The following is a 17,596-nucleotide window of genomic DNA, read 5'->3' as shown; positions in this document are numbered from 1 at the left end:
TGAATTTAGGATTTTTTTAATTTCATTTCCCCGCTTAAGCGATTAGGAATATTCCTAATAAAAAGTTCTTACAAAGAAAAGACTGAATCCGTACTTTTCTCATCATTTTTGCTAAACCAATGAAACGTAAGGAAGCGATAAAACGCGCGCATTAATTGGGTTAACAAAGTTGAGTTCAGGATGCCCCTTTGCGTACATGCTCGCAGTCTACGGTTTTATTTGTAATTTTTCGTAATAGCGCGGTGAAATCCAGGAAGGAGTGGCTTATAGTTAGGTTATCAGGAACACAGCGCTCATGTAGCTAAGTCAGTTGTATCCATCCCGACAATGATGTTCGGTGAGTAAGAAATCACTCAAAAGGGGATGCGCTATGGACGAGTACTCGCCAAAAAGGCATGATATCGCGCAGTTGAAATTTCTCTGCGAATCCTTGTACCATGACTGCCTTGCCAATCTTGATGAAAGCAACCATGGCTGGGTAAACGACCCAACGTCTGCCATCAATTTACAGTTGAATGAGCTGATAGAGCATATCGCAACCTTCGCACTTAATTATAAAATTAAGTACAATGAAGATAATAAGCTCATTGAGCAAATTGATGAATACCTGGACGACACCTTTATGTTGTTCAGCAGTTACGGCATTAACGCCCAGGATTTGCAAAAATGGCGTAAATCGGGAAACCGGCTATTCCGCTGTTTCATCAACGTGAGCAGAGCTAACCCGGTTAGTCTTTCCTGTTAAAAGTATTACAATTACTAAGGTGAATTTATGTCTGATAAACCACTCACAAAGATCGATTATTTGATGCGCTTACGACGTTGTCAGTCAATCGACACGCTCGAGCGCGTCATTGAAAAGAATAAATACGAGCTTTCTGATAATGAACTGGCGGTATTTTATTCAGCCGCTGACCATCGTCTTGCTGAACTGACCATGAATAAGCTGTATGACAAAATCCCTACGTCTGTATGGAAATTTGTCCGTTAATCGTTGAAGAGTGTCTGTAGAGTTCTACGCCACGTTCTCCGTTTTTTACCTATCCCGTTATGCTCCCTGTGCTCAGGCCAGGTATCCATGTAAAACGTGTTCAGCAGCAGCAATGTTGTGACGCCAGTCACATCGGCCTTTCGGGAACGTTCCCCTCCTGGCCTGTTCCGATTACTCTGCGGTAATCCCATCCAGCGAGGTTTCCAATGAGCTTAGAAAAACAGAAAATGATTGCCGGTGAACATTACCGCCCCGGCGATGAGACGTTACGGGCAGACCGACTGCGGGCCCGCCATCTGGTTTACCGCTTTAACCACACCGCGCCTGATGAACAAACAGAACGCCAGAACATTCTGGCGGAACTGCTGGGCAAAAGCGAAGGCGCATATATAGAACCGAGCTTCCGCTGCGACTACGGATATAACATTTATCTCGGTAAAAACTTTTACGCTAACTTCGACTGCGTAATGCTGGACGTCTGCCCTGTTCATATTGGCGATAACTGTATGCTCGCGCCGGGTGTTCATATTTACACGGCAACCCATCCGCTGGACGCGGAGGAACGCAACAGCGGCGTGGAGTTTGGAAAACCGGTCAGCATTGGCAATAACGTCTGGATAGGTGGTCGGGCGGTCATTAACCCTGGCGTCACCATTGGTGATAATGTGGTGGTGGCCTCCGGCGCCGTGGTGACGAAAGACGTCCCGGCTAACGTCGTCGTGGGGGGCAACCCGGCAAAAATCATCAAAACGCTGTGAGGTTCCGGGGAGTCAACTGTTATGGTCTTTTAGCGCCAGACTGTTACTTTTTTCAGCCTGATGGCTCCCCTAAAATTGGCAGACACCCTGTATTGTCAACTCTCATGAAGGCAAAAAATGACCGAGATACAGCGCCTGCTTACCGCCACCATCGACGATCTTAACCTCCGCGAAAAGCGCGACAATCGCCCGCGCTTCAGCATTAGCTTTATCCGCAAACATCCTGGACTGTTTGTCGCCATGTATGCCGCCTGGCTGGCGACGCTGATTGTGATGCTCAAGTCTGAAACGCTGGTGGACTCCGTCTGGCTGCTGGTTGTCCTGTTTGTCGTCTTTAACGCCTTTTTCTTTTTTGACGTGAATCCGCGCTACCGTTACGAAGATATCGATGTCCTCGATTTCCGGGTCTGCTATAACGGCGAATGGTATAACACGCGCTACGTGCCGGCGGAGCTGATCGACAGCATCATGCACTCTCCGGCCGTTGAAACCGTGCAAAAAGAGAAGCTGCAGAAAATGGTCTCTACCAAAGGTCAGCTCTCCTTCTATGACGTCTTTACCCTTTCCCGCCCCGCTGCTGCGTAATTAACGCCTGCAGGCGTCGGATCCCCGGCGCAAACTGAGAAGCAGAGGTATTGCCGTAACCTAAAACCAGACCGGTTTGCCCCTGCTTCGTCTCCAGGTAATACCCGCTCAGTGCCGCAGGCGCCAGCTGAAACGCCCTTGCCTGCTCCACCAGCCTCCGATCGTCAATACCGTCTATGGCCAGCGTCAGGTGCATCCCGCCTTCCCCGGCCAGAATACGGTGCGGGGAATGAAGCTCTGCGGCCAGCGCTTCCCGGAGCTGGCGGTAGCGTTTACGGTAAAGCCGACGCATGGCGGCAAGATGGCGGGCATAGTGACCCTCCTCGATGAACAGCGCCAGCGTACGCTGTTCAGCACGATGGCCGCCGCGCAGCAGCGAGCCGATGGCCGGGCGAGCCGCTTTCGCCAGCGCTGGCGGCAATACCATGAACCCCATTCTAAGCGACGGGAATAGCGTTTTGCTAAACGTCCCCAGATACACAACGGGCGCATTGTTGACCATTCCCAGCATTGCCGGTACGGGCTCACCGGCATAGCGGAATTCGCTGTCGTAATCGTCTTCAACGATCCACGCGTTGTGCTGCCGGGCCAGCTCCAGCAGCGCCAGCCGCCGTCGGGCACTGAGCACGCTTCCGTAGGGAAACTGGTGTGAAGGTGAGGTAAAAATTAACGTGGGAGACGGTGCATTCAGCCCCTCCCAGCGCATCCCCTCGTCATCAATCGGGATCCCCGTCATGCTCAGGCCGGTTTTAACAAACGCACTCTTCGCCCCGCTATAGCCGGGGTTTTCTACCCAGGCAACGTCCCCCGGCTCGCTCAGCAGCAGGGTGCAGAGATTAACGCCCTCAAGCGCCCCTTCCGTGATGACAATCTGGCTGGCGTCGCAGTCGATACCGCGTGACAGTGCAAGATGCCGGGCAATAGCGGCCCGCAGCGACGGTTCTCCAGCCGGGTCGCCATACCCTAACAGGGCACTCCCCTCCTCGCGCAGGACACGATCGTACAATCGTCGCCACAGCGGCAGGGGGAAATAGTTTATGGCAGGTGTTCCCGGCGTGAACGCCATCACCGGCGTGTCGCGCGGCACGGCCGCGGGCAGCAGGGCGACACGTTTTGTCAGCCTGACGTCAGGATCCGGCAACGTCCGGGAAACCGTACGATGAGCGAATTGCCCCACCCGTGTCCCCTGACGGTTACGCAGCAAATAGCCTTCGAGCGTGAGCTGATCCAGCGCCGCATTGACGGTGTTTCGGGAAACCGAGATCTGCTGCGCCAGCGTTCGCGAACCGGGCAGCTGGCTCCCGGACTGAAGCCTGCCGCAGAGTATCGCCTCCCGCAAAGCATGATAGAGCGCGCGCTGGAGCGTCTCTTGCCCACGCTTTTTTAGCGCAGCATGGAGCAAAGCGTAAAGCTCATCACCCGGTATGTTCATCTCTCCTCCTTGTGGTACCAGAAAAACATAGCCTGGTGGTCCTTTTTAAGGAACCAGCAATTCACTAATCTGGAGATCTTTTCAACGTCATGGAAATAAAGATGAATACATTCAATAAGTTTGGACAGCCTGTCGGTATCCCCTTAAACGACTGGCAACCGCGCCCGCATCCGTCCCGTGTGGTCCTTGAAGGCCGCTATTGTCGGCTTGAGCCACTGCGCGCGGCGCATGCCCACGCGCTGTTCTCCGCGTATTCCCTGGCCGAAGATACGCGCAGCTGGACGTGGCTGCTGCGTGAACCCGATGCCACCGCAGAGGCATTTGCCGAATGGGTGGCGAGCGTAAGTGAGTTATCTGACCCGATGCACTTTGCCGTGATTGATAATCAGACCCGGGCGCCGGTCGGAACGCTGGCTCTGATGCGGATCGATCCTAAAAACGGTGTCGTGGAAGTGGGGCACGTTCACTTCTCTCCTCTCTTAAGCCGCACGCCAATGTCGACGGAAGCGCAATACCTGCTGATGCGGTATGTGTTCGATACCCTGGGGTACCGGCGCTATGAGTGGAAGTGCAACAGCCTGAACGAACCTTCCCGTAAAGCAGCGCTGCGGCTGGGCTTTCAGTTTGAGGGGCGCTTTCGCCAGGCGCTGGTCATAAAAGGCCACAACCGGGATACCGACTGGTTTTCGATTCTCGATAAAGAGTGGCCGGCGCTGGCGAGCGCGTTTGAAAGCTGGCTTGCCATCGACAATTTTACTGCCGATGGCAAACAGAAACGAACCCTGGAAAGCTGGCGAGAAACGCGCGTCTAGCGCCTTTTTTTACGTCCCTGAACCGCCTTAAAGCGCGGATTGGATTTGCAAATCACGTACAGGCGTCCCTTGCGTTTGACTATCTGGCAATCCGGGTGACGCTGTTTTGCACTGCGCAATGAGTTAAGTACCTGCATGATTAACCCCGCTTCGCATTGATAAAACCGCCAAAACGCTTGCGGAAGCGCGCTGCGCTGCCGTCGGTGGAGAACGTTTTCTGCTTACCGGTATAAAACGGGTGCGATTTTGAAGAAACCTCGATGGTGATGTACGGATAGGTTTCACCGTCGAGTTCAATTTCGCGGTCGGTCTTAATGGTTGAGCCAACCTTGAAGTATTCATTCGCGCTGGTGTCGTGGAAGACCACGGTGCGATAGGCTGGGTGGATATCGGGTTTCATCGTAAATCCTTTGTGTTTTGTTATAACATAACAAAATAATATCCAGGCAAAGTTGAAAAAACAACCCCTCTCGTCTGACGATATTTTCTGGTTTGTCGGAGATAAAATGAAAATCGCGCCCCCCGCGTGCTATAACTATATCATTTCGCGGTAAAATCTTTCTCTTCAGGCAGGGAACTCAGCGCCCAGGAACGGGTATACGAGGAAGGACACGACAGCATGAAAACCCGACATCTGGTCAGTCTGGTGACTGGCGTACTTATCTTTTCCGTGCTGGTCCCCATTTGCCTGAGCATCTGGCTGGCCCATCGCCAGGCGGAAGATGATTTTGTCGATGCGCTGGAAAACTACGCCTCGCGCGTGCAGATTCGAACCGATCGGGTCGTGGCTCAGGCAAAAGAAGCGCTCAATCATCTGCAGGGCTTTCAGGGCGCACCGTGCAGCCCGTTGCAGTTAAGGGAGATGCGCCGGGCGGCTTTCTCCTGGCGCTACGTGCAGGAGGTGATCTATATCGATAACCTTCAACCGCTCTGCTCCTCCCTGGAGCAAACCAGCCATGCCAACCCTTTCCCTCCGCCAATGCGCATTACCGAGGACGGCTACAGCGCGTGGTTAACCGCGCAAAACGATCTTGGGTTTCATCGCTACATGACCGTGCTGGGAAAAGGTCATTACCTTGTCATGGTCGATCCGGCCTCGCTGGTCGATGTGATCCCCTTCGGGGATATCGCGGTTGATGCCGCCCTGGTAGGCAGCGCAACGCACCTCATCTTTGCCAGCAGCAATCCCCTCGATCCGCACGTTCGCGACACGATCGGAGGCACGGAAATGACCAGCATAGAGTACAAGGGTTCAATGTACGTCATGAAGCCCATCCCCGAGCTGGGGTTTACCATCGTCACCTGGGCAGCGCTCAAACCCCTGGCTGAAACCTGGCACCGGCAGCTTCTCTTCTGGTTACCGTTCGGCATGTTGATAAGCCTGCTGGCCGCGCTCTTCGTCCTGCGAATACTGCGCCGTATCCAGTCGCCTCGTCATCGCCTGCTGGACGCCATTAACAGCCGCGATTTTGTGGTTCACTATCAGCCCATCGTGGCGCTCTGTAGCGGTAAAATCATGGGGGCTGAGGCGCTGGCGCGCTGGCCCCAGCCGGACGGAAGCAGCCTCTCACCGGATATTTTTGTTCCTCTTGCGGAACAAACCGGGCTGATCTCCCAGCTGACGCAGCTCGTCATCGAAAAGGTGTTCGAGGACATGGGCGCCTGGCTGCATCTGCATGCCGATCGGCACATCTCCATCAACCTCGCGCCCGCCGATTTGACCTCCGGCACGCTGCCGCCGCTGCTGAGCCAATTGCTGAATAAGTGGCAGGTCCATCCGAAACAAATTGCCCTTGAGCTCACCGAGCGCGGCTTTGCCGATCCTAAAATCAGCGCACCGGCTATCGCCGCACTCCGCCGTTCGGGGCACCCCGTCTATATTGATGATTTTGGCACGGGCTATTCCAGCCTGAGCTATCTGCAGGATCTCGACGTCGACACGCTCAAGATTGATAAGTCCTTCGTGGATGCGCTGGAGTATAAAAACGTGACGCCGCACATTATTGAAATGGCGAAGTCGCTGAAGCTGGCGATGGTGGCGGAGGGTATTGAAACTGAAGGACAGCTCGCCTGGCTGCACAGACACGGCGTGCAGTACGGCCAGGGCTGGTACTACAGTAAAGCGCTGCCAAAAACGGAATTTATACTTTGGGCAGAAAATAACCTCGCCACGCACGCTACTTGAGATAGGATTTAATCACCTGAAGCACCACGCCAAGATCGGCTTCACGCTGCGCTTCTTCAGGCTCTTTCACGACATGATCGGTTAAATGCCCTTCGATCACCTGCATCATCATTCCATTGACCGCCCCGCGGATCGCCGCGAGCTGCTGTAATACGTCGGCACATTCGTGATCGCTGTTAAGCATTTTTTCCAGCGCGGCACTCTGCCCCTGAATTTTCTTCAGGCGAGTCAATAACATTTTCTTGTCGCGAACGGTATGTGACATCTCTGCATCCCTTATTTTTAGCTTTTAAAGCATATCACGCTCGACTCCCCCTGAGTATTTTTCTACTGGGGGGTAGTATATTGCTACTGGGGGGGAGTAGTATCTCCGCACGTTTTTCACTCCGGAATTTCCCATGACCGATTTTGCTTCACTCCTTCAGCAGGGCAATGCCTGGCTGTTTATTCCCAGCGCTATCCTGCTCGGCGCGCTACATGGCCTGGAGCCGGGCCACTCAAAAACCATGATGGCCGCCTTTATTGTGGCGATCCGCGGCACGCTGAAACAGGCGGTGCTGCTCGGGCTGGCGGCAACGCTCTCCCATACTGCGGTGGTCTGGCTCGTTGCGATGGCGGGATTGTGGTTTGGTCGAGGCTGGGATGCGCATACGTCCGAACCCTGGTTCCAGCTGATCTCCGGCGTACTGATCGTGGCGATCGCCCTGTGGATGGCGTGGCGAACCTGGAAAGAGAGCCAGCCGCACGATCATTATCACGCCCATGATCACCACCATGACCATGACCATGACCATGACCACCATCATGATCATCATCACCACGAGCACACGCTGATTGCAGAAGAGTGGCAGGACGCCCACCAGCGCGCTCACGCGCAGGATATTAACCGGCGCTTCAGCGGTCAAAACGTCACTACCGGACAGATCGTGATGTTTGGCCTGACCGGCGGGCTTATCCCCTGCCCGGCCTCCATCACCGTTCTGCTCATCTGCCTGCAGCTGAAGCACTTTGCCCTCGGCGCGACGCTGGTGTTCAGCTTCAGTATTGGCCTGGCGTTGACCCTGGTCGCTTCCGGCGCGATTGCCGCCTTAAGCCTCAAACACGCGACAAAACGCTGGCCCGGGTTTAGCGAGTTCTCCCGCAAAGCCCCCTGGATCTCTGCCGCGCTGATTACCGTGGTAGGGATTTACATGAGCCTGCACGGCCTGAGCGGCATTCTGGCATAAGACTGCGGCCACGCCCGGTGGCCGCCTCTCCCGGTTAGTTAAGGGTTCTGCTGCCAGCTGAAGGCATAGCGAAGCTGGCGCGTCTGCAGGATGAATTCCGGCGAAACGCTGGGGCTCCAGGAGTCGTCTCCGCCTACGCCCATATGGAAGGCGTCGAGGTTAAGCCAACATCCCGGCTCTTCGCGCAGCAGATGATGATGGGTGGTCTCTCGTAGCTGCCGCTGGCTATAGCGGCTCACCGAGAAATGGAAATGGCCGTTCAGCTGATGCGTTCCCAGTACCAGTTTGCGGGTATCGCAGCGCAAGCCGTTTTCCGTCGGGAAAATATACGGCGTGTGCATGGCCTCAAGAGGCAGCGTCCAGCGCCCCTGCTGCGCCGCGAGCTTTCTGTCCGGGTAGTTTTCATGCGGCCCCAGCCCCAGCCAGGAAACGACTTCTGGCGTTTCGGCGAGATGAACGCTCAGGCCAATCCGCGCCGGTTCAGGGATATCAGACGCCACATCGACCTGAATATCGCCATGCAGTATGCCCTGCTCGTCCACCCGCCAGGTTTTACGGCTCAGGAACAGCGCGTTACCCTGGTACTCCCAGACATGCAGGGTGTTGACCACCACCTCGCGAGCAAGCTGCTCTGCATCGAAAGACAGTACGCGGGAGGTGAGATCGTACATGCCCGCCGCTTTCCAGCGTTCAACCCACGCGTTCGGATCGATTTTCGTCGCTTCGCTCACGCCGATGTCATTATCCAGCGGCGCGCGGCTGAAGCTATCCGTCAGCGGTGAAATCAGCAGTTCCACGCCATCTCGCCACCACTGGCTCAGGTTTCCGGATGCGCGATCGAACCGCCAGCGCTGTTGACGATGGGCGATCTCCAGGATGCGATCGTTTTGCGTTAACACCGGAGGCTCGCCCGCCTGGGCTGGCGGAGCAATAAAGAGGGGAGCCGGAAGCTCCCACTGCTCCCACGCACAGCGATGGTCTGCCGGTGACCACGGCGTTGCCCGCGGCTGGCGCACTTCGACGTTCAGCCAGGCTTCACCCGGTCCGGCGTTCAGCTCCGGCAGGGGGATCTCCAGACGCTGAGTGCCTTCAGGCGCCATCGCCAGCGTTACCTCGCCCGAAGCCAGCACCTCCCCGTCGCGGGCAACCGTCCAGCTCAGCACCTCGTTATCGGTGTGGCGGAACAGGTAGCCGCTTTGCACCTCTATCACCAGCGGAGTCGCGCTGACCCGCGTAAAGGTGAAGAACTGCTGGGCGCGCTGCGCCTCGTAAAGCGCCGGGTGCGGCGTGCGGTCGGGGAACACCAGGCCATTGAGGCAGAACTGCCGATCGTTCGGCTTATCGCCAAAATCGCCGCCGTATGCCCAGAACGGATTGCCCGCTTCATCTTGCTTCGTCAGGGCCTGATCGACCCAGTCCCAGACGAACCCACCCTGCAGGCGAGGATGGCTGCGAAACGCCTGCCAGTATTTCGCAAACCCGCCGAAGCTGTTACCCATCGCGTGGGCGTATTCACAGAGGATCAGCGGACGCGTTTCGTCCGGCATGCCGATCCATTTCTTGATTGACCATTTAGGCACTGCCGGGAAGGGCTGATCCCAGTCGACCCGGGCGTACATCGGGCAGACAATGTCGGTCGCCGCCGTGTTCGCGCCGCCGCCTTCATACTGCACCGGGCGCGTCGGATCGGTGGTTTTCAGCCAGCGGTACAGCGCATCGTGATTCGCGCCGTGGCCAGACTCGTTGCCCAGCGACCAAATAATGATTGAGGGGTGATTACGATCGCGCTGCACCATGCGGGTCACGCGCTCGCTCATCGCGGGCAGCCAGCGCGGATCGTCAGCAAGGCGGCTCATCGGCACCATGCCGTGCGTTTCGATATTGGCTTCGTCAACGACGTACAGCCCGTAGCGATCGCAAAGCCGGTACCACAGCGGATGGTTCGGGTAGTGCGAGCAGCGCACGGCGTTGAAGTTGTGCTGCTTCATGATTTCGATATCGCGACGCATGGTCGCTTCGTCCATCACCTGGCCGTTTTCAGGATGATGCTCGTGCCGGTTAACCCCGCGGATCAGCAGCGGTTTACCGTTGAGCTTCAGCAGGCCGTTGCTGATTTCAACGCGGCGGAAGCCAACGTCGCACGCTTCAGCCTCGAGCACCTCTCCCTGCGGATTGAGAAGCGTAATCGTCAGGCGATACAGTTCCGGGGTTTCAGCACTCCACAGCGCGGGGCGCTCGACGGGGATCGCCACCGCTAGCCGCTCGGCCCAGCTGCCGCGTTCGTCCACGATGGCAGAGCCTGGCCGTTGTGTCGCGCTGGCACAGCGTTCACCGTTGCGCCACAGCGTTATCGCCACGTCGCACTCCGCGTAGCCAGCGCCTGCCAGCGCGACCTCCACGTTCAGCACCGCGCGGTCCAGCTCCGCATTTATATCGGTGACTACATGATAATCCGCAATGTGCGTCTCCGGCTTATGCAGCAGGGAGACATCGCGGAAGATGCCGCTCATGCGCCACATGTCCTGATCTTCCAGATAGCTGCCGTCGCACCAGCGCAATACCATGACCGCCAGGCGGTTCTGCCCGGGGCGTAACGCCGTCGAGAGGTCAAATTCGGCGGGTAGTCGGCTGTCCTGGGAATAGCCTATCCACTCTCCGTTGCACCACAGATGGAACGCCGAGTTCACGCCGTCAAAGATAATTCGGGTCTGCCCGCTCTGAAGCCAGACCTCATCCACCTCAAATGTGAGCGAGTAACAACCGGTCGGGTTTTCCTGCGGCACATAAGGCGGGTTAACGGGGATAGGATAGGTGACATTGGTATAGACAGGCGTGTCGAACCCCTGCATCTGCCAGTTAGACGGCACGGGCATCGCGACGGCATCTGCACAATCTTCGCTTACCCACGCCTGAGGAACCTGCTCCGGCGCGGTAAAGTAGCTAAACCACCAAAGCCCGTTAAGAGAGTGCCGGCTAAGGGAGCCAGCGTCCTCTCTGGCAGCAGATTCACTGCGCCAGCCGTGTAGCGGCGCGTGTGCGGGAAGACGGTTCCACTGGGTGACGCCGGGGTTTTCCCAGTCCCGACGGGCCAGGAGGGCGCTGAGGGTCAGCGTGGGGATGTTGGACATATCAACCTCTTTGCGAAGCGCTCACAATTTTTGGTTAACATGCCCTGGCATACTGCGGCGGTAAAGCGTTCCATCGCAGGGTAGCGAGTCAGATCACAAAAGTCTTATTGTCGGGCAAGCTGCTCGGCCAGCAGCGCCAGGCTTCTGAGCTGCAGCGCCAGCTCCTCGCGTTCGGCCTGCTGCGGCGTGCGTTGCGCGCTGGAATGACGGGTAACCAGCGTCACCGGCAGCTGAATCTGCCAGCACGCCTCGTCCCCGGTGGGAGCCAGCAGCCACTCGACGCTGCGTTCACCCGCCTCGCGAAACGCCTGGCGAACGGTCGTCAGCGGCGGAGAAAACCAGGCGCTGTCGGCCGTATCATCGAACCCAACCACCGATATCTGGCCCGGAATCGCTACCCCTTTTTCCGCGCAGGCGCGCATCACCCCGAGCGCCATTTGATCGTTCGCCACCAGAATCGCGTCCGGTAACGTCGCCGCAGACAACAGCAAATGTCCCTTCTCATAACCGCTGGCCGCGCTCCAGTCACCGCAGGCCACCGCAGCGGCCTCATGCCCCGCGCGTCCCAGAGCGGCTTTCCATCCCGCCAGGCGCGCCCGGGCAGAGACCGAGCTTTCCGGCCCGCTCAGCAGGGCAATGCGCTGATGCCCCAGCGAAAGCAGATGCTCCACGCCCAGACGCGCCCCCTGCTCCGCGTTAAACACGAGGCTGTTTACCTGCGCTGAGGGCGATACATCGAGAAACAGCACCGGAACCGGCGATGCCAGCGCCCTGAGCGCTTCGGCGTGGGGATCGTCAAGCGGCACATTCACCAGCAGCGCGTCCACCCGCTGTGCCAGCAGCGCCTGAAGCGCGGCCTGACACTGCTGGGGCTGTTCCACCATGGAGATAAGGACGCTCGCCCCCCGTTCCGCCGCACGGGATTTTACCGCCGACACGATTTGCGAAGGCGCGTGCAGGGCCAGGTCGGTCGTGATGAAACCCAGCGTGCGGGTGCGTTTACCCGCCAGCTGCTGTGCCCGAAGGTTAGGCACGTAGTGCAGCTCCGCCATCGCCTGCTGCACCTTTTCTCGCGTGCGGGCAGAGACATGCTCCGCGTCGTTAATGACGCGGGAAACGGTCTGGTAAGAGACCCCCGCAAGGAGGGCGACATCATAAAGGGTGATAGCTTTCATGCATTCTGGCATCGCGTTTATCGTGCCCTTATTCTGGCACAGCGACGCCGCTAAAGCATGTGAGCGCTTCGCAAAATTAAACAACCCGCTCCGGCCGGGCGATTTCAGCAATGCGCGGCTTCTGGCGGAACCAGGGCAGGCAGAGCTGGATAAGCGGGCCAATGGTCAGGGCATACAGGACGGTACCCACCCCAAAGGAGCCGCCAAGCACGCACCCAATCAGCAGGACGGTCACTTCAATTGAGGTGCGCACGCTGCGAATGGACCAACCCAGACGGGCATGAATGCCGGTCATCAGGCCGTCGCGCGGGCCAGGCCCGAAACCGGCGCCGATGTACATGCTGGTCGCAATCGCGTTCATCACGATGCCCGACACCAGGAAAGCAATTCGAACGGGTAATGAATCCAGTTCCGGGATAAGCGCCATGCTGGCGTCCGCCGCCAGACCGATGCAAATCACGTTGCTGATCGTGCCGAGGCCCGGCATCTGACGCAGGGGGATCCACAGCAGCAGTACCGCTGCGCCGGTCACAATGATCACCGTCCCGATCGTCATCCCCAGCTGTATCCCCACCCCCAGGTGAAAAACATCCCAGGGATCGACCCCTAAATCGGAACGAATAAACATCGCGGTGGAAAGACCATACAGCCCCAGACCGACATACAGTTGTAGCAGACGACGTACCATTTTTTTCTTCTCCCGTGAACCAGGCTTTCATCCTGACCTAAAATGGCACTATGATTAATGTCCAGTTTTTAAATAGTGGACTGCATATGTCATCACGTCGCTTTGGAAGCCAGTCTCTGGTACGCCTTTTAGGCCACTGGCAGCAGGCCTCATCCCGCACACCGCTCTGGCGACAGCTGGCCGACGCGCTGCGTCTGCTCATTCTTGATGGACGTCTGGCTTTAAATACGCGGCTGCCGGGCGAGCGCGAGCTCGCCACTGCGCTGGACGTTAGCCGGACCACCGTCAGCAGCGCCCTCGCCCACCTGCGCGAGGAGGGTTACCTGGAAAGCCGCCACGGCAGCGGGTCGCGCGTGATCCTCCCCGATACGCGCGCCGTTCCCACCCTTTCAGCGGCGAGCGCCGCGCTGGATCTCTCCACTGCCGCCCTCCATGCCGGGCCGGAGATCCACCAGGCTTATGCCCATGCGCTGACGGCTATTACCCAGCACCTCTCGCTGACGGGCTACGACCAGCTTGGGCTGCCTGCGCTTCGGGAAGCTATAGCGGCACGCTATACCGAACGGGGTCTTCCCACCCGCGCAGACGAAGTGATGGTGGTCAACGGTGCCGTCAGCGGCTTTGCGCTGGTCCTGCGGATGATGACCGGGCCGGGGGACCGCGTCGTGGTCGATCATCCCACCTATCCGCTGGCGATTGCCGCCATTCAGGGCGCGCAGTGTCGGCCGGTGGGGGTATCGCTGCCGGAAACAGGCTGGGATACGGACGGCTTCGCGGCGACGCTTGCCCAGACGGCACCGCGCCTGGCGTATCTGATGCCTGATTTTCACAACCCTACCGGGCGCTGTATGGATATCGCCACCCGTCAGGCCATCACGGATATTGCAGCCCAAACCCGCACGGCGCTGGTGGTGGATGAAACGATGGTGGATCTCTGGTTTGACGCCCCTCCCCCTCCACCGCTGGCCGCCTTTAACCCGCAGGCTACCGTCATCACCTTAGGCTCTGGCGGCAAAAGCTTCTGGGGCGGGCTGCGTCTCGGCTGGATCCGCGCTTCCTCGCGCACGATCGCCACGCTTGCCCAGACGCGGGATACGCTCGATTTAGGCTCGCCGCTGCTGGAACAGCTGGCGATGGAGTGGCTGATTAACAACAGCGAGACGTTTCTGCCCGCACGCCGGAAGATGCTGGCGGAACGTCGGGATCGATGCGGTGAACTGCTGCGCGAACACTTCCCGGACTGGACATTCCATGAAGCAGAAGGCGGGCTCTCTTACTGGATTGAACTTCCGGGCATGCTGGCGACGCAGCTTGCCGCGCGGGCTGAGATTCTGGGAATCAATCTGGGGACCGGCACGCGGTTTGGTTTATCCGGCGCGTTTGACCGCTATTTGCGGATGCCCTTCTCGCTTGAATCGGCAGAGCTTGAGGAGGCGTTGCTGAGGATCAAACCGTTATGGATCGCCCTGAATAAAAACGTGCCATCATTGAAACGCAGCGTGATCTAATATTAAAATTTTTGAAGCAGATCATAAAAAAATAAAAACTGCTGACTGTCATGGAGACAGTCAGCAGTTTTCACCCGTCAGGATTTAGTGCTGAGCAGGAATAGGAAAACCTTTCAGTGAAATAACGAAGTTTTCACCGTCTTTCTTTATTTTTGCGCCAGTATCACACCAGTCAGACGCAATACGAAAGAACTCATCGCTTCCGACATTCCAGCCAAGACGAACGTGCTTCACGTAGCCTGAACGCAACAGATCGCAGGCCTCTTTGTAGTCGCTGGCAGTTGACAGTTGTTGTTTCATTTTCTCTTCTTCAGAAGTTTACGTAGAGCTTTGATTTCTTTAGGAGTAAAAGGAGAAACGCTCTCTTCTTCCGTGTGCTGATTATCAATATCCTCTTCCGATACTCCCGCCTCTTCTACTGCTTCGAACGCCAGCAGCAGCAGTTTCTCTGTCGTCACGCTTAAATTCTCGTTATTAAGTTCCGCATAGTGGCGAAGCCTTTCTTTTAGCGCGTCATCAATTTTAACGTTTAATACCGCTGTAGCCATGTTTGTCACTTCCCTTCGGAATAAGTACTTTATTTAATACACGAAGTTAACAATGTTATCCAGATATATATTTTTTTGAGTTATGGAAGAAAATAACCGTCCAATCATAAAATGACAGTCTATTATTACAGGTTTATGACATTAATATTTCTGTGCGATGAAATATATATTACAGAATATAGGCACAATATTATTGCGGGGATAGCGATTCAGGAGAAAGGCGAAGCGGGAGAAACTGATGAGGGCAGAAATGGGTGGGGGCCCTGCCAGCTACATCCCGGCACACACGTCGTCTGCCCTGGCTGCTTCCTTCCGGACCTGACCTGGTGAACAGAGTAGCGTTGCGGGAGAACCAACAGAGCCCCCATTGAGAGCGTTGATAACCAACGCGCTGGCGCATTATCCCTGTGCGAAGGCCCAATTGCAAGCCGCCCGGAACCGGATGCTGGTTTCTTGCGCAAACCGGCGCAGCAATCAGGGCGATCTTCGTTTACCATAGCTTTCCAGCAACTCCTCAAGGTGAAGGTATGGACGAACACGACTCCTTTCCACAGCGCGTATGGCAAATCGTGGCCTCAATCCCGGAAGGCTATGTGACCACCTATGGCGAGGTCGCGCGTCTGGCCGGTTCTCCGCGCGCGGCGCGACAGGTTGGAGGCGTCCTGAAACGGCTGCCGGAAGGCAGTACGTTGCCCTGGCATCGGGTGGTGAACCGTCATGGCGACATCTCGCTCACCGGACCGGATCTCCAGCGTCAGCGTCAGGCGTTACTCTCAGAGGGGGTACAAGTGTCAGGGTCGGGTCAGATCGATTTGCAAAAGTTTCGCTGGGTGTACTGATCCCCTCTCCAGGAGGAGAGGGGAAAGGCACGTATCACATCTGGGTCGGTGGCGTTGGCAGGGACGGCTGATTGGTCTGCGGTGCGACCGGTACTTCGGTCTGCTGCACAGGGACCAGGTTCAGGTCGATTTTAGTCCCACCGTTGTTAATCGCTTCCTGGACCGTATCGGTGATAAAGACCAGCTTACCGTTGATGGTTACCGCTGCGCTCAGCAGAATACGGGCTTTAGGCTGCACGTCAGACGGGTTATACGGCAACACGAAGCTAAACGGTGCCTGCTTGCCTTCGGTACGAACGGCACGCTGAGCCAGAACCTTCGACGGCGCGTCGGCCAGAGAGGCATCAGACAGCGTCACCGTTAATACCGCATCCGGCGGCAACGCAACTTTTTGCTTAATCCAGATGGTACCTGAAACGTTAGGCTGCTGAATGGATTGCTGCGAAAGGGTATTAATCCCGTTCGGGTCTGCTACGGGCACTGGCACCTGGGCGCTCTTACCGGCACAGGCGGACAACGCCACCGCAATCGCCACACCACTTAGCATAGGCACGAGTTTCATTGAAGTCTCCTTATCATCAATGCACCAGCGGGATCGATCCCATCCGATGTCGTTTCAATCACATAACGTATTCAAGTGTGGCACAGATCACCGATTTATGCCTGAAAACGTGCCGATATTCAGATTATTCTACCCATCGGACCACTTTCGTTTCTGCGTTATACTCTGCCTATCTTTCGCTACGGCGCTTATTGAGGACAACTATGAGTCAGGCACTGAACAATCTGCTGACATTACTGAATCTGGAAAAAATCGAGGAAGGACTCTATCGCGGACAGAGCGAAGATTTAGGCTTGCGCCAGGTCTTCGGGGGTCAAGTCGTTGGACAAGCGCTGTACGCGGCAAAGGAGACCGTCCCGGCAGACCGTCTGGTGCATTCGTTCCACAGCTACTTCTTGCGCCCTGGCGATAGCGCAAAACCTATCGTGTATGACGTTGAAGTGCTGCGAGACGGCAACAGCTTCAGCGCGCGCCGCGTCGCGGCCATTCAGAGCGGCAAGCCGATCTTTTACATGACCGCCTCTTTCCAGGCGCCGGAACCGGGCTATGAGCATCAGAAAATCATGCCTCCAGCCCCCTCCCCGGACGATCTGAAATCGGAAACGGATATCGCTCGCGCGCTGGCGCATCTGCTGCCGCCGCAGGTCAAAGAGAAGTTTCTCTGCGATAAGCCGCTTGAGATCCGCCCGGTGGAGTTTCACAACCCGATGAAAGGCCACACCGCCGAGCCAAAGCGTCAGGTCTGGATCCGCGCCAACGGAACCGTGCCGGAAGATTTCCGCGTCCATCAGTATCTGCTGGGCTATGCGTCTGACTTTAACTTCCTGCCGGTGGCGCTGCAGCCGCACGGCGTCGGCTTCCTTGAAAAAGGGATGCAGGTCGCGACGATCGATCACTCCATGTGGTTCCACCGCCCCTTCAACATGAACGAGTGGCTGCTCTACAGCGTGGAGAGTACGTCGGCGTCGAGCGCGCGCGGGTTTGTGCGCGGTGAGTTTTATACCCAGGACGGGGTCCTGGTCGCCTCGACGGTGCAGGAAGGGGTGATGCGTAATCGCGGTTGACGTTGTGCGGCCTGATGCCCTCACCCTGACCCTCTCCCACAGGGAGAGGGAATACACATTAAAAACGGCAACCGAAGTTGCCGTTTTGCTGTTTA

Annotated in this window: 20 protein-coding genes and 1 other RNA gene; 10 read left to right on the top strand and 11 right to left on the bottom strand. The window is 56.9% G+C overall.

Features of this window, described 5'->3' with window-relative positions; translation table 11 throughout:
* The first annotated feature begins 370 nt into the window (after positions 1 to 370).
* From tomB to FY206_RS06455, 4 genes are all read left to right on the top strand, one after another.
* Positions 371 to 745, top strand: coding sequence for an Hha toxicity modulator TomB (gene tomB, locus FY206_RS06470; protein WP_020885187.1), 375 nt, complete (start codon positions 371 to 373; stop codon positions 743 to 745).
* A gap of 27 nt (positions 746 to 772) precedes the next feature.
* Positions 773 to 991: an HHA domain-containing protein gene (locus FY206_RS06465; RefSeq protein WP_008499287.1), complete on the top strand. Its 219-nt coding sequence runs from the start codon at positions 773 to 775 to the stop codon at positions 989 to 991.
* 206 nt (positions 992 to 1,197) lie between these two features.
* Positions 1,198 to 1,749 (top strand): maltose O-acetyltransferase, encoded by a 552-nt coding sequence (gene maa, locus FY206_RS06460; RefSeq protein WP_032638542.1) that lies wholly within the window; start codon positions 1,198 to 1,200, stop codon positions 1,747 to 1,749.
* 117 nt (positions 1,750 to 1,866) lie between these two features.
* Positions 1,867 to 2,334 (top strand): YlaC family protein, encoded by a 468-nt coding sequence (locus tag FY206_RS06455; RefSeq protein WP_032638540.1) that lies wholly within the window; start codon positions 1,867 to 1,869, stop codon positions 2,332 to 2,334.
* Here FY206_RS06455 and pdxR read toward each other — a convergent pair.
* Complete coding sequence (gene pdxR / locus FY206_RS06450) at positions 2,306 to 3,766, bottom strand: MocR-like pyridoxine biosynthesis transcription factor PdxR (RefSeq protein ID WP_032638538.1); 1,461 nt, start codon at positions 3,764 to 3,766, stop codon at positions 2,306 to 2,308. The two genes, FY206_RS06455 and pdxR, sit on opposite strands and share 29 nt — an antisense overlap.
* Before the next feature lie 101 nt (positions 3,767 to 3,867).
* Between pdxR and FY206_RS06445 the strand changes: the two genes are divergently transcribed.
* Positions 3,868 to 4,578 carry a GNAT family N-acetyltransferase gene (locus FY206_RS06445; protein WP_032638536.1) on the top strand — a complete coding sequence of 237 codons (711 nt, stop codon included), beginning with the start codon at positions 3,868 to 3,870 and terminating at the stop codon, positions 4,576 to 4,578.
* On the opposite strand, the gene ykgO is transcribed toward FY206_RS06445, so the two are convergent.
* The gene (gene ykgO, locus FY206_RS06440) at positions 4,575 to 4,715 is read right to left on the bottom strand and encodes a type B 50S ribosomal protein L36 (protein WP_003859006.1); all 141 of its coding nucleotides are present in this window, start codon (positions 4,713 to 4,715) and stop codon (positions 4,575 to 4,577) included. The two genes, FY206_RS06445 and ykgO, sit on opposite strands and share 4 nt — an antisense overlap.
* A gap of 2 nt (positions 4,716 to 4,717) precedes the next feature.
* Complete coding sequence (locus FY206_RS06435) at positions 4,718 to 4,978, bottom strand: type B 50S ribosomal protein L31 (RefSeq protein ID WP_032638534.1); 261 nt, start codon at positions 4,976 to 4,978, stop codon at positions 4,718 to 4,720.
* A 219-nt stretch (positions 4,979 to 5,197) separates the two neighbouring features.
* Between FY206_RS06435 and FY206_RS06430 the strand changes: the two genes are divergently transcribed.
* Positions 5,198 to 6,763: an EAL domain-containing protein gene (locus tag FY206_RS06430; protein ID WP_032638532.1), complete on the top strand. Its 1,566-nt coding sequence runs from the start codon at positions 5,198 to 5,200 to the stop codon at positions 6,761 to 6,763.
* Here the strand turns inward: FY206_RS06430 and FY206_RS06425 are convergent.
* Positions 6,756 to 7,028: a metal/formaldehyde-sensitive transcriptional repressor gene (locus tag FY206_RS06425; RefSeq protein ID WP_020885193.1), complete on the bottom strand. Its 273-nt coding sequence runs from the start codon at positions 7,026 to 7,028 to the stop codon at positions 6,756 to 6,758. The genes FY206_RS06430 and FY206_RS06425 overlap by 8 nt on opposite strands.
* 133 nt (positions 7,029 to 7,161) lie before the next feature.
* Between FY206_RS06425 and FY206_RS06420 the strand changes: the two genes are divergently transcribed.
* Positions 7,162 to 7,989, top strand: coding sequence for a nickel/cobalt efflux protein RcnA (locus FY206_RS06420; RefSeq protein WP_032638529.1), 828 nt, complete (start codon positions 7,162 to 7,164; stop codon positions 7,987 to 7,989).
* Positions 7,990 to 8,027: 38 nt separating this feature from the next.
* Here the strand turns inward: FY206_RS06420 and FY206_RS06415 are convergent, their stop codons facing one another.
* From FY206_RS06415 to yczE, 3 genes are all read right to left on the bottom strand, one after another.
* A complete protein-coding gene (locus tag FY206_RS06415; RefSeq protein ID WP_032638527.1) occupies positions 8,028 to 11,117 on the bottom strand; it encodes a beta-galactosidase in 3,090 nt (1,029 codons plus the stop codon).
* A 104-nt stretch (positions 11,118 to 11,221) separates the two neighbouring features.
* Complete coding sequence (locus FY206_RS06410; RefSeq protein WP_032642485.1) at positions 11,222 to 12,292, bottom strand: LacI family DNA-binding transcriptional regulator; 1,071 nt, start codon at positions 12,290 to 12,292, stop codon at positions 11,222 to 11,224.
* A gap of 76 nt (positions 12,293 to 12,368) precedes the next feature.
* Entirely contained in the window at positions 12,369 to 12,980 is a 612-nt protein-coding gene (yczE, locus tag FY206_RS06405) for a membrane protein YczE (protein WP_032638525.1), read from the bottom strand.
* 86 nt (positions 12,981 to 13,066) lie between these two features.
* Here yczE and yczR point away from each other — a divergent pair, with 86 nt between their 5' ends.
* On the top strand, positions 13,067 to 14,488 hold the full coding sequence (gene yczR / locus FY206_RS06400) for a MocR-like transcription factor YczR (protein WP_077064110.1): 1,422 nt from the start codon (positions 13,067 to 13,069) through the stop codon (positions 14,486 to 14,488).
* A gap of 84 nt (positions 14,489 to 14,572) precedes the next feature.
* On the opposite strand, the gene FY206_RS06395 is transcribed toward yczR, so the two are convergent.
* From FY206_RS06395 to ffs, 3 genes are all read right to left on the bottom strand, one after another.
* Positions 14,573 to 14,788, bottom strand: coding sequence for a hypothetical protein (locus tag FY206_RS06395; protein WP_008503298.1), 216 nt, complete (start codon positions 14,786 to 14,788; stop codon positions 14,573 to 14,575).
* Positions 14,785 to 15,036, bottom strand: a complete 252-nt coding sequence (locus FY206_RS06390; protein WP_032638522.1) for a hypothetical protein — start codon at positions 15,034 to 15,036, stop codon at positions 14,785 to 14,787. Before FY206_RS06390 ends, FY206_RS06395 begins: the two co-directional genes overlap by 4 nt.
* Before the next feature lie 261 nt (positions 15,037 to 15,297).
* Positions 15,298 to 15,394, bottom strand: an RNA gene (gene ffs, locus FY206_RS06385) — signal recognition particle sRNA small type.
* Between the two features lie 169 nt (positions 15,395 to 15,563).
* Between ffs and FY206_RS06380 the strand changes: the two genes are divergently transcribed.
* Positions 15,564 to 15,875 carry an MGMT family protein gene (locus FY206_RS06380; RefSeq protein WP_032638518.1) on the top strand — a complete coding sequence of 104 codons (312 nt, stop codon included), beginning with the start codon at positions 15,564 to 15,566 and terminating at the stop codon, positions 15,873 to 15,875.
* A 34-nt stretch (positions 15,876 to 15,909) separates the two neighbouring features.
* Here FY206_RS06380 and FY206_RS06375 read toward each other — a convergent pair whose 3' ends face one another.
* Positions 15,910 to 16,437 carry a YbaY family lipoprotein gene (locus tag FY206_RS06375; RefSeq protein ID WP_032638515.1) on the bottom strand — a complete coding sequence of 176 codons (528 nt, stop codon included), beginning with the start codon at positions 16,435 to 16,437 and terminating at the stop codon, positions 15,910 to 15,912.
* Positions 16,438 to 16,640: 203 nt separating this feature from the next.
* Here FY206_RS06375 and tesB point away from each other — a divergent pair, with 203 nt between their 5' ends.
* The gene (tesB, locus tag FY206_RS06370) at positions 16,641 to 17,501 is read left to right on the top strand and encodes an acyl-CoA thioesterase II (RefSeq protein ID WP_032638513.1); all 861 of its coding nucleotides are present in this window, start codon (positions 16,641 to 16,643) and stop codon (positions 17,499 to 17,501) included.
* Positions 17,502 to 17,596 lie beyond the last annotated feature (95 nt).

Origin of the sequence: Enterobacter chengduensis (assembly GCF_001984825.2) — a bacterium.
In the GTDB taxonomy this organism is placed as follows: domain Bacteria; phylum Pseudomonadota; class Gammaproteobacteria; order Enterobacterales; family Enterobacteriaceae; genus Enterobacter; species Enterobacter chengduensis.
Note: the sequence above shows the minus strand (reverse complement) of the source record. Positions and strands in the feature narration are given on the sequence as shown.